This window comes from Streptomyces sp. NPDC047886 (assembly GCF_043204435.1).
In the GTDB taxonomy this organism is placed as follows: domain Bacteria; phylum Actinomycetota; class Actinomycetes; order Streptomycetales; family Streptomycetaceae; genus Streptomyces.
The window spans coordinates 205,157-219,448 of record NZ_JBIDCF010000007.1 but is presented as its reverse complement, the minus strand read 5'-3'; the positions used below and the strand labels follow the sequence as shown (position 1 = coordinate 219,448).

11 protein-coding genes are annotated in these 14,292 nt (G+C 74.7%); 4 read left to right on the top strand and 7 right to left on the bottom strand.

Features of this window, described 5'->3' with window-relative positions; genetic code table 11:
* Position 1: 1 nt before the first annotated feature.
* From ACGF5U_RS23810 to ACGF5U_RS23790, 5 genes are all read right to left on the bottom strand, one after another.
* The gene (locus ACGF5U_RS23810; protein ID WP_392715168.1) at positions 2-613 is read right to left on the bottom strand and encodes a response regulator transcription factor; all 612 of its coding nucleotides are present in this window, start codon (positions 611-613) and stop codon (positions 2-4) included.
* 423 nt (positions 614-1,036) lie between these two features.
* Positions 1,037-3,625, bottom strand: coding sequence for a TOMM precursor leader peptide-binding protein (locus ACGF5U_RS23805; protein WP_392715167.1), 2,589 nt, complete (start codon positions 3,623-3,625; stop codon positions 1,037-1,039).
* Positions 3,622-3,807 (bottom strand): hypothetical protein, encoded by a 186-nt coding sequence (locus tag ACGF5U_RS23800; RefSeq protein ID WP_392715166.1) that lies wholly within the window; start codon positions 3,805-3,807, stop codon positions 3,622-3,624. The genes ACGF5U_RS23805 and ACGF5U_RS23800 overlap by 4 nt, the downstream gene beginning before the upstream one ends.
* Before the next feature lie 153 nt (positions 3,808-3,960).
* A complete protein-coding gene (locus tag ACGF5U_RS23795) occupies positions 3,961-5,283 on the bottom strand; it encodes a sensor histidine kinase (RefSeq protein WP_392715165.1) in 1,323 nt (440 codons plus the stop codon).
* 549 nt (positions 5,284-5,832) lie between these two features.
* Positions 5,833-6,849, bottom strand: a complete 1,017-nt coding sequence (locus ACGF5U_RS23790) for an ArsR/SmtB family transcription factor (RefSeq protein WP_392715164.1) — start codon at positions 6,847-6,849, stop codon at positions 5,833-5,835.
* Between the two features lie 477 nt (positions 6,850-7,326).
* Here ACGF5U_RS23790 and ACGF5U_RS23785 point away from each other — a divergent pair, with 477 nt between their 5' ends.
* Positions 7,327-7,587, top strand: a complete 261-nt coding sequence (locus ACGF5U_RS23785) for an MbtH family protein (RefSeq protein ID WP_392715163.1) — start codon at positions 7,327-7,329, stop codon at positions 7,585-7,587.
* Between the two features lie 3 nt (positions 7,588-7,590).
* Here the strand turns inward: ACGF5U_RS23785 and ACGF5U_RS23780 are convergent, their stop codons facing one another.
* Positions 7,591-8,865, bottom strand: a complete 1,275-nt coding sequence (locus ACGF5U_RS23780) for a hypothetical protein (protein WP_392818896.1) — start codon at positions 8,863-8,865, stop codon at positions 7,591-7,593.
* A 216-nt stretch (positions 8,866-9,081) separates the two neighbouring features.
* Here ACGF5U_RS23780 and ACGF5U_RS23775 point away from each other — a divergent pair, with 216 nt between their 5' ends.
* Both ACGF5U_RS23775 and ACGF5U_RS23770 read left to right on the top strand, forming a co-directional pair.
* Positions 9,082-9,942 (top strand): 4'-phosphopantetheinyl transferase family protein, encoded by an 861-nt coding sequence (locus tag ACGF5U_RS23775; RefSeq protein WP_392715160.1) that lies wholly within the window; start codon positions 9,082-9,084, stop codon positions 9,940-9,942.
* Positions 9,943-10,389: 447 nt separating this feature from the next.
* On the top strand, positions 10,390-12,060 hold the full coding sequence (locus tag ACGF5U_RS23770) for a class I adenylate-forming enzyme family protein (RefSeq protein WP_392715244.1): 1,671 nt from the start codon (positions 10,390-10,392) through the stop codon (positions 12,058-12,060).
* Here the strand turns inward: ACGF5U_RS23770 and ACGF5U_RS23765 are convergent.
* The gene (locus ACGF5U_RS23765) at positions 12,047-13,321 is read right to left on the bottom strand and encodes a M6 family metalloprotease domain-containing protein (protein WP_392715159.1); all 1,275 of its coding nucleotides are present in this window, start codon (positions 13,319-13,321) and stop codon (positions 12,047-12,049) included. The genes ACGF5U_RS23770 and ACGF5U_RS23765 overlap by 14 nt on opposite strands.
* Before the next feature lie 310 nt (positions 13,322-13,631).
* On the opposite strand from ACGF5U_RS23765, the gene ACGF5U_RS23760 reads away from it, so the two are divergent.
* Complete coding sequence (locus ACGF5U_RS23760; RefSeq protein WP_392715158.1) at positions 13,632-14,282, top strand: TetR/AcrR family transcriptional regulator; 651 nt, start codon at positions 13,632-13,634, stop codon at positions 14,280-14,282.
* Positions 14,283-14,292: the final 10 nt, after the last annotated feature.

The following is a 14,292-nucleotide window of genomic DNA, read 5'->3' as shown; positions in this document are numbered from 1 at the left end:
GTCAGAGCAGCCAGCCCGCCTCTCGGGCTATCCGGATGGCGTCGACCCGGTTGCGGGCGTTCAGCTTCGCCACGATCGTCGTCAGATAGTTGCGTACCGTCCCCGCCGACAGGTGCAGGCGCTGGGCGATCTCCTTGGCCTCCGCGCCCTCCGCCGCCAGGCGCAGCACCTCCGTCTCGCGTTCCGTCAGCGGTGTCTCCGTGCCGCCCCACGCGGCCAGCGCCAGCTGCGGGTCGATCACCCGCTGGCCCGCCGCCACGCGCCGTACCGCGTTGGCGAGTTCGCGGGGCGGGGCGTCCTTCAGGAGGTAGCCGCTGACCTGGGCCGTGAGCGCGCGGCGCAGGGTGCCGGGGCGGCCGAGGCTGGTCAGGATCAGCGTCCGGCAGTCCGGCTGCTCCTCCTGGAGGCGCCCGGCGGCGGTGAGGCCGTCCATGCCCGGCAGGTCGATGTCGATGATCGCGACATCCGGGCGGTGTTCGCGGGCGGCGCCGACGATCTCGTCGCCCCGCTCCAGTTCGCAGACGACCTCGAGGTCGTCCTCCAGGTTCAGCAGGGCGACCAGGGCCCCGCGCACCATGTTCATGTCCTCGGCGAGCAGTACACGAATCGCCATGACCTTGTCGTCCCCCGATCCCCCGTCCCCGTCCCCCTCTCCGGTCCGACGGGGCTGCCTCCCGGCCCGGGAGCCGGCGGCGGGAACGATTCCGGCCAGCAGGGGCTTTTTCGTATACCTGTCGGGGATCTTAGGTGATCCGTGCGAAGCCGTGAAGCCACCGGGAGTGACTGTTGCGGAGTGGCGAGTTCCGGCCAACGGGCGTGTGCAGCACGGGAGTCGAAGCCGTACGGGCGGCCGGGCCGTGCCCGTACGGGTCCGCAGGGGAGCGGTCGTGCGGGCCGCACGGTGGACCGTCGCACGGGCCGTCAGGGAGCGGTCGTACGGGTCCGCAGGGGAGCGGTCGTGCGGGCCGTCAGGCGGACGGTGCCCGGGTCAGGGGAACGGCTGTACGGGTTGCCTGGCGGACGGTCGCACGGGCCGTCAGACGAACAGCGGAACCGGGTTCAGATCCTCGTACGCGATCGGCTCCCGGCGCCGGCCCAGCGCGACCGGTACGTCGTACAGCCTCCCCGGCGCGAACCGCGCCCAGAACGGCCGCAGACCCGGCACGATCACCTTCACGACCGGCAGCCCCAGGTCCGGCCGCGTCTGGTCCAGCACCAGCAGCTCCATGCCCCGGGACCGTACGAGCTCCGTGATCGCGGTGACGTCGTCCAGGAGGTCGCCGCGCGGCGTGTAGGCCCAGTGGCCTGGCGTACGGGGGGCCACCGCGGGGTCCGGCGCCAGATGGCGGTCCCGCGCCACCGTCGCCCGCCGCCACCAGTCGAGCGCCTCGGGGTCGTCGACCCGGTACCCGCTGCCGTCCGGGGCGGCGTCGCACACCGCGGGCAGCAGCTGGCCCATCTCGGTCAGCGCCCTGCGCAGCGCAAGGCGCGGGTCGAAATGGGCGCCGAAGCCGAAGACGACGTCCTCGGCGGGCTTGTCGGTACGCCGTGACAGCGCCGCCACCACCGGGATCCCGAAGTCCGACGTCAGGTCCAGCGCCCACACCTCGCGGCGCAGCCGCCGGCAGCCTTCGCGCAGCCGCTCCACGTACGGCTCGTCCACGGCGTCCAGGTCCACACCGGGCTGGACCGTGCGGTTGTACCACCACAGGGCGACCGCGTCGCGCTCCACCAGTTCCAGGAACCCCTGGACCAGGGCGTCCTCCGGGCTGCTGCCGGCCGCGTTGCCGTTCGAGTCGGCGGCCAGCCCGTCGGCGCCGCCGTGGTGCCCGTCGCCGTAGTACAGCATCGACGTGGGCAGCAGCCGCTGCGTCCGCGACGTCAGCGACCACACCGGCGTCCACTCCGTGGGCCGGTCGTCGGCGAACCGCTCCGGCACGTACTGGAGCCGGGAGCCCGAGGCGTTCCAGCGGTCGCGGTCGCGGAACTGCCGTTCGTCGTACAGCTGGCACGCGTTGGGGTGCACGGCCGCACCGCCCAGCGCGCGCAGGCTGTCGAACACGACGGGTTCGTCGCCGTGCCGGGTGCCGCTGTAGCGCTCCACCGCCTCGCACAGGGCGCTGACCCGCGCCTCCGTCGCCGTGACGCCCTTGCCGCCGCTCAGTGCCCGCAGCCCCGCCCGCAGCCCGTCCAGCGTCGGTGTGCCCATCGCCAGGTTGTGCCCGGACAGGTACGGGTGGACGAAGTCGGGGCTGTTCGGCGCCCGCCGGATCTCCTTGACGATGCCGGTCACCGGATCCACCAGGTGCCCGTACGCCGCGAGGACCTCGTCCGGCGTCGCCGACCGGTGCCCGCCCAGGTCGTCGCGCGTCTTGGGCCGCGCCACCGGCACGAACGGCGCCGCCACCCGCCGGGCCACCAGACCGCTGTCCCCGCACTCCGGACACTGCGGCCGCCACGCCACCGGGTGGCGGGCGGCACCCGACCGCAGGGTGTCGAACGTGGTCACGGCGTCCTGCGCCGGATCCCGCACGCCCGCGAGCCACTTGGCGCTCTCCACCACGGCCAGGTGCAGCCCGATCCCGAAGCCCGCCGCGAGTCCCGCGTCCGGGCGGGGCAGCGGCCCCTCCAGGCCCAGCGCCGTACGCAGCGGCTGCTCCGAGCGCCGGTGGCCGCGCAGCCGTACCGCCAGGCAGTGCCAGCACGGTGCGCCCCGGTCGCCGGGCCGGAACACCGGGCCCACCCACGGCTCGGGGCCGCCGGGGCGGGCGAGCAGCCACGGCAGGCCCTCCGCGCGGTGGGCGCGGTCGACGGCCGCCAGGCCGGTCGCGAGGTAGTCGTCGCAGAGGACGAGCGCGAAGTGGGCGGGCGCGTCGGCCGTGTCGGTGACGGTGAGCCCGGACTCCTCGCAGGCGAACCGGGCACGCAGGGCGGGGGTGGGGGCGGAGCCGGGAGGGCTTCCGGGGGCGGTGAGGTCGACGATCCGTACACGGGCCCGCGCCACCGCTGCCGCCGCGATGTGCCCGTCAAGCCCGGCGAGGTCCCAGTACGCCTCGGCGGAGCCGGAGGCTGGGCCGGAGCCCGAGGCGGGGCCGGGGCCGGGGCCGGAAGCGGGGCCGGAGCCCGAGCCGGCGCCGGGGCCGGAGTCCGAGGCGGGACCGGGGCCGGAAGCGGATGTGGAGCCGGGGCCGGAGCTCGAGCCGGAACCAGGGCCGGAACCGGAACCGGGTCCTGCATCGGAGCCAGGGCCGGAACCGGAACCGGGGCCTGCATCGGAGCCAGGGCCGGAACCGGAACCGGGGCCTGAACCGGCGGCCGGGGGCTCCGCCGGACGGGGTCGTACCAGGCCCGCCCCTTCCAGGGCCCGGAGCGACTGCCGCGCATCGGCCGCCCCGAGCAGCGGGGCCGCGGCACGCAGGATCTCGCCCTCCGTACGACTGCCGTCCAGCAGCGGAGCCAGTACCTCCGCGTGCTGTCCGCGCAGCGCGGTCACTCCGCGCTGTGACACCAGGTAGACCGCCTCCCCGGGGACGACGGTGGGCCGCAGATGGCGTTTGAAGCCGATCCGCACTCCGTCGTCGTCCGGGTCCGCGGCGCCGGTGGCGCCGATGGCGCCGGCGGTCATGCCCCGAGCCGGCCGGCGGCGACGGGCGCCGGGGCGTGGGCGGCGGTGTCCGCGGGGGCGCTGCGGATGCAGATGCAGAACAGGGCCGTGGACTGGTCCGCAGGCCCGTCGAGGTCCTCGATGACCAGCTGCGCGGCGGACGTCTCGGTGAGCGTGCGGCGGTGGGCGGCGGTCTCGTTCATCGTGATCGGCTCCTTCGTCGGTCTCGCGTCGTCTGCGAACGATTCTGCGAACGGGGGAGGTGAACCGGACAGTGCTCGTGTCATCAGGGAGGGATGAAGTTTTCACATGGCCGTCGTACGAGGCCGGGCGGTCGCGGGGCGCGAACGGTCCTTTCAGGCCACGGAGTTGTCGGCGTACCAGGCGCTGCCCTCGCCCCTGCCCTCGCCCCTGCCCTCGCCCCGGCCCGGTCCGTCGCCCCGGCTCGCGGCCCCGCTCCGCTCCGTGTCGCGGCTTTCGTCCCGTACGGTGCGCAGGAGGCGGGTGGGGGCCTCAGCGAGGAGCTGAAACGTTCCGTCAGCCCTGCGTTCGACGGTCAGGGTGCCGGAGACCGCCCGGAGCCGCGCCGTCAGATTGCCCAGTCCGCTCCCGCTGTGCGGGGACACGTCCCGGTAAGCGGGGTCCACCCCGTCGTTCGTCACGGACAGCCGGACCCGATCGCCGTCCAGTACGGCCTCCATGGCGCACCGCGTGGCACGCGTGTGCCGCAGCAGATTGGTGACGGCCTCGCGGAGCACCGCCGCCAGCACGGTGTCGATCTGCTGGTCGATCCGGCCGAGCCTGACGTCGGCGTCGACCTCCACGTCGGCGGCCGTGAGCAGCGACTGCGCCGAACCCAGCTCCTGCTCCAGCGACATGGTGCGTAAGCCGCTCGCCACCGCCCGCACGTCGGCGAGCGACTGCCGGGAGATCGCCAGGACCTCGTTCACCTCCTCCATGGCCCGCCGGGGATGCGTGGGCACGAGGCGGTGGATCAGCTCGCTCTTCAAGGTGATGGCGGAGAGGCTGTAGCCGAGCAGGTCGTGCAGGTCCCGGGCGAACCGCAGCCGTTCCCGCGTCACCGCCATCCTGCTCAGTTCCAGCCGGGTGTCGTGCAGGGCCCGGACCAGCGCGGAGAGCCGCGACAGCCCGTAGACGACGAGACCGGTCAACAGGGTCGACTGGCAGAGGTAGAACGACTCGCGCAGCGGCAGGCCGTCGATGATCGGCGGCGCCAGCATGGTGAGTCCGACGACGCCGTACGCGGTCCACGCCACCCGCGCGGGCAGCAGCAAGAGCAGCGAACCGGCGAAGAACCCGGCCATGGCGCCCCACTGCGAGTGGAACACCACGATGGGCAGGTACGTGACGATCGCCTGCGCGCCCAGCGTCAGCGCCTTCTGCCGGGCGGGCGCCTGCCGGGCGTCCGTACCGGAATGGCGCAGTTGGAGCAGGAAGATGGCCAGGAGACAGAGCGACGAGACGACCAGCGCGCCTGGTCGGTGCTGGACGCTCAGCAGGTTGAGAACCGTGATGCTCAGATAGCCGAGCAGGGCGACCGTGAGAATCGTCCGGGCCAGCCGCGGTGCCGGAAGGTCGGCGGCGCCGACAGTGCCCTCTTGCGCCAGCTGCGTTCGGCGTGGTCTTTCCCCTCGAAACCATCGAACCCCAGTGCACATGGGGGCGATCATAGGTGATCCTCGTGAAGAGCGACGGGAAAGCGGAAAGACGGCGCTCGGCGCCCAATGGCGCATACCGGCCCCGGAGTCGCGCCGTAATCGACAGAAATTCTTACAGGCGTCGTGCGGGCGCGCGAGGCATGAACGCGGAACGGGGCGGGCGGAAAAGGAATGGGGCGGAGAAGGGAAATGGGCGGTGAACCGGCGCCGCGCGTGCGGTGGCCGGCGGGCCGCCGACCACCCCGGCGGCCTGGCTCCGGCGGGGGAGGGGCGCGGCGGCCCCGCTCTGGCGGCCGAGCCCGGCGGTCGAGTTCCGGGGCGGCGCTCTGGCGGTCGAGGCCCGGGGCCGCGCTCCGGCGGGGGCGAGGCGCGGCGCTCTGGCGGTCGAGGCCCGGCGGTCGAGTTCCGGCGGGGGCGAGCGCGGCGCTCTGGCGGTCGAGGCGCGGGGCCGAGGTGCGGGGGTCGTCGCGGCGGCGGTGTCGTCGGAGCCGTCGCCCGCCCCGGCGGTCGCATCCGGGCACGTCGAAGGCCACCGTGCGGCGGCCGGTGTCAGCCGACGGGCTCCGCGGGCCGGACGCCGTGCCGCAAGCCCCGGGGGGCGGCCCCGTGCGACGGCTCGTGCTCCAGCGGCGGCTCGGCGGGACGCTCCCCGTCCCGCAGCCGGCCGCCCAGCAGCGCCCGGCCCAGCGGAGTCACCGTATGCAAGGCGCAGTTGCCGATCCGACGGGTCGTGATCAGCCCGGACTCCCGCAGTACCGAGGCGTGCTGGCTGGCGCTGCCGGGCGAGACGCCCAGCCGCGCGGCCAGTTGACTCGTCGTACAGGTGTCCGTCAGGGACCGCAGGGCGGCGGCCCGCGTCTGGCCGACCAGGGCACTGAGCGCCTGGTCGCCGAGGGTCTCGGGGGCTCCGGAGTCGGGGACCACCCGGAACAGGGACGTGACGTCCGGCGGCATGCCGAAGACCAGCGCTGTCTGTCCGCTGTCCCGTTCCGTACGGATGATCCGGCCGACAGCGCCCGGCAGGAACGCCGTCGGGCACAGCAGCAGCCCGCGGCCGTCGAGCCGGATGTCCCGCTCCACCCGGTCGTGGATCTCCAGCACCGGCGGTTTCCAGACGATGCGCGGGTGCAGCGTCGTCAGGAGCCGTTCGACGCCGCCCGCCATCGCGATGCGCCCGTGCGCGTCGCACTCGGTGTCGAGCCGCTCCAGGAGCCGGTCCCACAGCGGAGCCACCCCGGCCCGCCACGCGTCCACGGCCAGCCGGACCGCGTCCGTACGGCTCAGGGACAGCGCGGCGAGCGCGGAGGTGTCGGCGTCCGGTGACGCGTCGAGGAGGAACAGCAGGTCGTCGGGGGCCCGCAGGGACTGCAGCAGCGGCATCAGCGGCTGGTCGAGTGACGAGATCTTCCGCATCCGGCTCAGTGTCTCGGCGCGCCAGCGGGCCAGGTCCGGGTTTCTGGAGCGGGTCAGCGCGCCCAGCGCGAAGACGCCCTCGGCGACCGGCCCCAGGGAGTTCTGCAGCCGGGTGCGGGTGAGGTCGGCGGCGGTGAAGTGGATGCTCTGCATGGAAGCCCCCGTGTGTGTCGGTCATGGGTCCGCGGCACCGGCCCGATGGGGCTCGGCAGGGCTCGATGCGTGCCGGGCGGCTCACGCCTTGGTGGGCTGTGGCGCACGGGCCGGGCGTGGGGCGGTCGCCCCGGGACACCACCGACGGTTTCACGTCCGTGCGATGCCGGACAGTGCGACGTTCCCCGAACGGGCATGACGCGCTCAGGCCGTTGATCATGAAATTTTCAGGGGCCTGTGGGGAGGCGGGAGGCGGGACCCGGGACGCGTGACCCGGGCGGGGCGGGGCGGGACCGTGCGGGGGCGCGGGGCGCGGGGCGCGCGGCGCCATGGTTCCGTGACGTCAGGATTTCGGTGTGGACGAAAGGCCTTGAACCGGGCCGGGGCGGCCGGACAGCATGCCGCGACGCCGAAGCGCGCCCCGCGGTGAACGCCGCCGGGGCGCACACCGGAACGGCTCATGAGGAGGGCAACACCATGGAGAACCCGTTCGAGAACGAAGACGGCTCCTTCCACGTGCTCGTGAACGAGGAGAACCAGCACTCGCTGTGGCCCGCCTTCGCGGAGGTGCCCGACGGATGGACCGTCGTCTTCGGGGAGGACACCCGGCAGGCGTGCCTCGCGTACGTGGAGGAGAACTGGACCGACATGCGGCCCGCCAGCCTCGTCCGTGCCATGGAGGGCACGGAGGGAGGCGTGGAGCCTGACGCGGTCAGCCCGGCGGGCGCCGCCGCCTGACGGTCACCAGCGGTTGGTGAGGAGCGCGGCGCCGAGCGGGGTCAGGGTGTGGCGGGCCGTGACGCCCGACCCGGTCGTCGATACCAGGCCCGCGTCCCGCAGCACGCGCGCGTGCCGGAGCGCCGACTCCGGTGCCACGCCCGCGAGGTGGGCCAGTTCGCGCGTCGTACGGCTCCCGGCGAGCGCCGCGCGGAGCAGGTCGGCGCGGGTCCGGCCCACCAGGGCGTCGAGCGGCCGCGTCGGTCCGGCGCCCACGGGCCCGGCGTCGGTGGGTCCGGCGCCTCCATGCCCGGCGCCTCCGCGCACGGTGTCGGTGGGTCCGGTGTCGGTCGGCCCGGTGTCGGTGGGTCCGGTGTCGGTCGGCCCGGTGTCGGTGGGTCCGGTGTCGGTCGGCCCGGTGTCGGTCGGCCCGGTGTCGGTCGGTCCGGTGTCGGTCGGCCCGGTGTCGGATGGACCGGTGTCTGGTCCGGTGTCGGTCGGTCCCTCCTCCGGCCGCCCCTCGTCCGCCCGGTTCCGTGGCCCGGCCTCGCCCCAGAGGTAGGCCGCCGCGGACGGTGTCGGGTGCAGGGGGTGCACCAGGACCGGGACGGCACCGGGACCGGGGCCGGCGGGGAACAGCCGCGCCGGTCCGGTCAGGAACAGGGACGGCGCGAGGAGCAGTCCGCCGCCGGACAGGCGTATCCGGCCCGGCCGGTCGCTCGGCAGCAGCAGGGTCGGCGGGCGCCGGCCGAACGAACCGCCCAGCGCGTCGAACAGCCCCTGGATGCCGCCGCCCGCCAGGAGCCGGCCGAACATCGCGCGCTCCCGGTCCAGGTACGCCCGGATCCTGGCCCAGTACGGCTCGACCGCCACCCGCCGGAACGCCCGCAGGGCCTCGGCGGACAGGGGAGAGGCACCGTCGATCCGTGCCTCGATACGGCCCGACGGGGTGCGGTGCAGCGCGATCCGCTCCGGCGCCCCGGCCAGCCGCCGGGCCGCGTACAGCAGTTCCTCCGCCTGCGAGGGGGTGAAGCCCTCGCCGTGCCCCTGCCCGTGCCCGTGCTCGTGGCCGTACTCGTGGCCGTACTCGTGTCCGTATCCCTGCTCGTACGCGAGTCCGGCTCCGTGCCCGCGCCAGCAGCCGTGTCCGAGGTCGAGCTCGCGTTCCACGCGGTCGCGCCAGTCCGCGAAGACGTCACTGTTCGGCCCTTCGAACAGCAAGGGTCGTTCGCTGCCCCGGCACTCGCCCAACAGCGCCAGCGCGAAAAGGGACTCGGCGACCTGACCGGCATTCCTCAACAGCCGGAAATTCGTCAGGTCGCCGAATGTGAAATGAATGGCCAGGTGATTCCTTTTCTCCTCGCGCATGGGGCAATCATGCACGTCGAGTTCCGGCCGACCGGCCGGAAAGGGTCGCAGAACGGCCCCTCCGCCCCAGTCCACCAGTGACTTTCGAGACAGCCTGAACCCATGGAGGCGACGGGTGCCCTGCATACTGCCCGGGAGGGGGGAACGATGACCGAGGCGACGACCGACATGACGACGGACACGGCGACGAGCGCGACGAGCATGACGAACATGACGAACGCGACGGGCGGGACGAACGAGACGAACGAGACGGACGCGACGGACGCGACGGACGCGACCGAGGCGCCATGGGTGCCGGCCCCGCTGGAGCCGGGCGCGCCACCGGAACGGCCGGACGTGCCCTCCGTGTGGCTCGTGGACGCGGCACGGGCCGGTGCCGAGGCGACCAGGCTCGCGCCCGGCGTCCTGGACGCCGAGGAGCGGCGGCGCGCGGCGGCGTTCCTGCGGGACGCCGACCGGCGCTGCTACGTCGCCGCCCATGTGGCGCTGCGGCTCCTGCTGGGCGCGGCGCTCGGCCGGGAACCCGGCGCGGTGCGGCTGGTGCGCGAGGCTTGTCCGTCCTGCGGCGGGCCGCACGGCCGTCCCGCCACCGGAGAACCGGGCCTCCACTTCTCGCTGTCCCACAGCGGGGACCTGGCGCTCGTCGCGCTCGCGGCCGCCCCGGTGGGCGTCGACGTGGAGCGGGTGCCGGAGTCGAGGACGGTGGCCGAGACGACGCGGTCCCTGCACGTGCGGGAGGTGGCCGAGCTGCGGGCGCTGCCCGCCGACGAGCGGCCATCGGCGTTCGCGCGGGCCTGGTCCCGCAAGGAGGCCTATCTGAAGGGGCTCGGCTTCGGTCTCTCCCGGGACCCGTCCCTGGACTACATGGGCACCGGCCCCGCCCCGGTGGCGGGCCAGGACGGCCCGGCCGGCTGGACCGTCCGCGACGTACGGGTGCCGGAGGGCTTCGCGGCGGCCCTGGCCGTCGGGACGCCGCCCCCGGTGAGCGGGGCCGACGGCCGCTGGTAGCGTCGCGGCGGTGACCCGCCGGACGAGGCACACCGGGCACACGAGGCAGGCGGCGGACGGCGGACGGCGGACGGCGGACGCGGCACTGGACCGGGGAGATACGACGTGACACGGACCGACGACCCGGACGCGGCGACGGCACCCGGCTACGGCCCGGACACCGCCGTCCCACCGGACGCCCCCGCCGCTCCCACCACCCCACTGGACGCTCCCGACGCGGCCGCCACCCCCGGCGCCCCCGCGACCCCCACCACCCCACTGGACGCCCCCGACGCGGCCGCCACCCCCGGCGCCCCCGCGACCCCCACCACCCCACTGGACGCCCCCGACGCGGCCGACACCCCCGGCGCCCCCGGCGCCCCCGCGACCCCCACCACCCCACCGGACGCCCCCGAGGCGGCTGCCACGTCCGGCACCGCGGCCGCCACCCCCGGCGCGGTCGGCGACATGGCGGCGCGGGTCGAGGCGGCGCTGACCGCGCCCGGCGCGCCGTTCGAGGTCGTCGTGGGCGACGACGGGCGGCCCGTGTACGGGACCGGGCCGCGCACCCTGCGCGAGTTCGTGGAGGTCACCTGGGCGTACGGCGACCGCCCCTTCCTGGTCGCCGAGAGTGCCGCGTACTCGTACGGGGAGTTCTTCGCCGCCGCGTGCGCGCTGGCCCGCCGGTTCGTGGACGTCCACGGGCTGCGGCCGGGCGACCGGGCGGCGATCGCCATGCGCAACCACCCCGAGTGGCAGATCGCGTTCTGGGCCGCCCAGCTCGCCGGGCTCGTCGCCGTCCCCCTGAACGCCTGGTGGACCGAGCAGGAGCTCGGGTACGCCCTGGACGACTGCGCCCCGCGCGTGCTGCTGGTCGACGGCGAGCGGCTGCCGCGCGTGCGGGCGTGGGCGGCCCGGCACGGGACGGTGGGCGTGGTGTTCCACGGCGAGCCCGAGGACGGTTTCGAGGCGTACGGCAGCGGGCCCGGCGACGCGAGCACGCTGCTCGGCCCGCCGGACGTGGACGTACGGCCCGAGGACGACGCCACGATCATCTACACCTCGGGCACCACGGGCCGGCCCAAGGGCGCCGTCGCCACGCATCTCGCGCACGCGGGCGCCGCGATGAACCCGAGGTACCAGTCGGCTGCGGCCGCGCTGGAGCGGGGAGCCGTGCCCGGCCAGGGCGTGGTGCCGGTGTCCCTGACCACGTTCCCCTTCTTCCACGTGGCCGCGTTCACCTCCGTCTACGCGGTGATGGCCGCGGGCGGCACCCTCGTGATGATGCGGAAGTGGGACGCGGACGAGGCGCTGGACCTCATCGACGCGCACGGGGTCACCCACTTCGCCGGGGTGCCGACCACCGCGCTGCGACTGCTGGACGCCGCCGAGGCCCGGGGCCACACGCTGGGCACCCTCCGCCACCTCAACACCGGAGGGGCCGCCGCACCGCCCTCCCTCGCGGCCCGCGTCGCCGCCGGGTACGGCGACCGCGTGGAGCCCCGCAACGGCTACGGGCTGACGGAGACCAGCGGCGGCGTCCTCGCCTCGTACGGGGCGTCCTGCCACCGCTTCCCCGGCAGCGTCGGGCGGCCGACGCCGGTCACCGAGGTGCGGGTCGCCGGTCCCGGCGACGGTGTGCCCGTGCCCGACGGGACGGTCGGTGAACTGCTGCTGCGCGGCCAGACCCTGGCGCGCGGCTACTGGAACGACCCGGCGGCCACCGAGGCGGCGTTCACGGCCGACGGCTGGTTCAGGACCGGGGACCTGGCGACGCTGCGGGACGGCCGGGTCACGATCGTCGACCGCCTGAAGGACATGGTCGTACGCGGCGGCGAGAACGTGTACTGCGTGGAGGTCGAGGCGGCGCTGCACGCCCACCCCGACGTGGCCGACGCGGCCGTCTTCGGGGTGCCGCACCCCGTACTCGGCGAGGAGGTCGCCGCCGTCGTACGGCCCCGGGCCGGCGCCGCGGTCACCCCGGAGGCCCTGCGGGCGCACGTCGGGCGGAGCCTCGCCGCGTTCAAGGTGCCCGCGCACCTGGTGGTGCGGGACGCCCCGCTGCCCCGCAACGCCACGGGCAAGGTGCTGAAGCGCGAGCTGCGCGGCACGGTCGCCGCGGACCTCACGAACGGGTGACACGCACCCGGTAGGAGCCGTCCTCGCCGCCGGACAGCACGGAGATGCGGACGCCGCCGCGCCGGTCGGTGAAGGTCTGTCCGGGCCGGTAGGGCGCGTCGGACAGTTCGGCGTGCACGTTGGGCCGCCGGGTGCAGCCGCCGCTGTCGGGTTCGCTGTCCACGACGGTGACGGGGCCCTGCCCGGTGTCCACGTCCGTCTCGACGCGGTAGATCAGCACGCCCGGCTCGCACACGGCCTCGTCGTTCCCGGCACGGGTGCGGACCTCGACCGCGTACCCGGCCTTGTCGCCGACGGGGACGACGGCCAGTTTGGTGCCGCCCTTCCTGGCCAGCGGGGTGAGCGTGTAGTCGCGGCGGCCGGTCGACGAGGCGCACCGCACCTGGCTGTCGTCCAGCCAGCCCAGTTTCCACTTGTGCCAGCCGAGCAGGTCGTTGTTGGCGCCCCAGTCCTCGGACATGATGTCCCAGTGCCCGACGGCGCCGCCGCCCTCCACGGTGTACAGGTCCGGCAGGCCGAAGACATGCCCGTTCTCGTGCGGCAGGACGCGGAAGCCCGTCTCGTGGAACGAGCCGGAGCCGTCGTCCTGACGGCTGTAGACGAAGGACGTGTTCGCGAGGGTCGTGCCGTCCGCGCGCGGGGCCTCGCCGTTCCCGGAGAACGTCACCGACAGGACGGTGTCCAGCGCCGACGGGCCGGCGTTCGGCGTCACCAGCACGTTCACCAGGTCGTACGCGCTGAAGTCGACGCGCTTGTCGGCGGCGGCCACGATGTCCTCGACGAGCTGCCGGTACCCCGGCTCGTACGGCGCGCCGCGCTCTATCCCGTACGCCGAGAACGGCATCGGCATCCGCAGCCAGTCCGGCAGCGGCGCCGACGGGACGTAGGTGAGCCGTCCGTAGGAGCTGGTGCGGAACCACGCCGTGGTCTGCGGGAAGAACTCCGCGTACCGCTTCATCGCCGAGCCCTCACCCGGGGCGTCGGGAAAGTCGATCATCAGGTTGAGGGCCCGTATCCGGCCTGTGGAGCGGGCGTATCCGGGGGCCGTGGGTATGCCCTCCGACATCTGGACGCCGAGGTCGCCGCTGATCCGGCACGGGCGTATGCCCTGCGCGTCGGCGGCGGCGGCCGCCACCGGTCCGGCCGTCGCCGGGGCCGGCCGGGGAAGGACGGTGCTCGCGGAGGCGAGGCTCGCGACCGCCAGGGTCGTGAGGGCGCCGAGCGCGACCGGTCTGCGTATCCGACGGCGGGTCTGCTGCATGCGTGTCGCCTTCGGCCAGTGGCAGCCGGCCGGATCCGGGCTGCTCTCCGTCCGTTCAGCCTGTGCCGGGTCGTGCGGCGTCGCTCGCCGGGTAGCCCGAACGTGGGTTCCCCGGATGACGGTGGCGGTGGCGGCGCGGAAGTGGTGCGGGTCACATCCGGCGGCGGAAATAACCGGGGACGGTCTCCCCGTTTGGACAGGTGTCACACCAACCGGGGAGAGGCTCCCCGGTTGCCCCGTTCGAGTGAGTCGCACTCCGCTCGACAGCCGCTCGACATCGCTCGACAGTCGCCTGAGAGGAAGAGCCGCCGTGTGCAGCACCGCTACCGACACCGCGGCGCGCCGTGTCCCCCGGCCGCGCGCCGACGCCCTGCGGAACCGGGAGCGGATCGTGACCGCGGCCCGCGAGATGTTCGTCGAGCAGGGGGCCGACGTGCCCCTCGACGAGATCGCCCGCCGGGCCGGGGTCGGCAACGCCACGCTCTACCGGCACTTCCCCGAACGGGCCGCCCTCGTGCACGAGGTCGTCGTCTCCGTCATGACGCGCGCCACGGAGCAGGCACGCGCGGCGGCCGCCGAGGAGAGCGACACCTTCGAGGCCGTACGCCGGTTCACGCACGCCGCGGCGGACGAGCGGGTCGGCGCGCTGTGTCCGATGCTCTCCGGCGCCTTCGACAAGGACCACCCCGAACTGCTCGCGGCCCGCGACCTGTTGGAGGAGGCCGTCCAGGGCCTGGTCCTGCGGGCGCAGGCGGCGGGCCGGCTCCGCGCCGACATCGCCGTCGGCGATCTGCTGGTCGCCGTCTCGCAGCTGACCCGGCCGCTGCCCGGCAGCGGCTGTCTGGACTTCGACCGGTTCGTCCACCGGCACCTGCAACTGTTCCTCGACGGCCTCCAGGCGCCCGCGCGCTCGGAGCTGCCCGGGGAGGCCGCGACCCTGGAGGACCTGCGGCGCCGCTGACGACGCGCCG

Bases quoted from the DNA above. Each gene is read 5' to 3' on its own strand.
- ACGF5U_RS23810 (WP_392715168.1), bottom strand. From the start codon at position 613: ATGGCGATTCGTGTACTGCTCGCCGAGGACATGAACATGGTGCGCGGG.
- ACGF5U_RS23770 (WP_392715244.1), top strand. From the start codon at position 10,390: ATGGCGGCGCGGGTCGAGGCGGCGCTGACCGCGCCCGGCGCGCCGTTC.
- ACGF5U_RS23765 (WP_392715159.1), bottom strand. From the start codon at position 13,321: ATGCAGCAGACCCGCCGTCGGATACGCAGACCGGTCGCGCTCGGCGCC.
- ACGF5U_RS23800 (WP_392715166.1), bottom strand. From the start codon at position 3,807: ATGAACGAGACCGCCGCCCACCGCCGCACGCTCACCGAGACGTCCGCC.
- ACGF5U_RS23775 (WP_392715160.1), top strand. From the start codon at position 9,082: ATGACCGAGGCGACGACCGACATGACGACGGACACGGCGACGAGCGCG.
- ACGF5U_RS23785 (WP_392715163.1), top strand. From the start codon at position 7,327: ATGGAGAACCCGTTCGAGAACGAAGACGGCTCCTTCCACGTGCTCGTG.
- ACGF5U_RS23790 (WP_392715164.1), bottom strand. From the start codon at position 6,849: ATGCAGAGCATCCACTTCACCGCCGCCGACCTCACCCGCACCCGGCTG.
- ACGF5U_RS23805 (WP_392715167.1), bottom strand. From the start codon at position 3,625: ATGACCGCCGGCGCCATCGGCGCCACCGGCGCCGCGGACCCGGACGAC.
- ACGF5U_RS23795 (WP_392715165.1), bottom strand. From the start codon at position 5,283: ATGTGCACTGGGGTTCGATGGTTTCGAGGGGAAAGACCACGCCGAACG.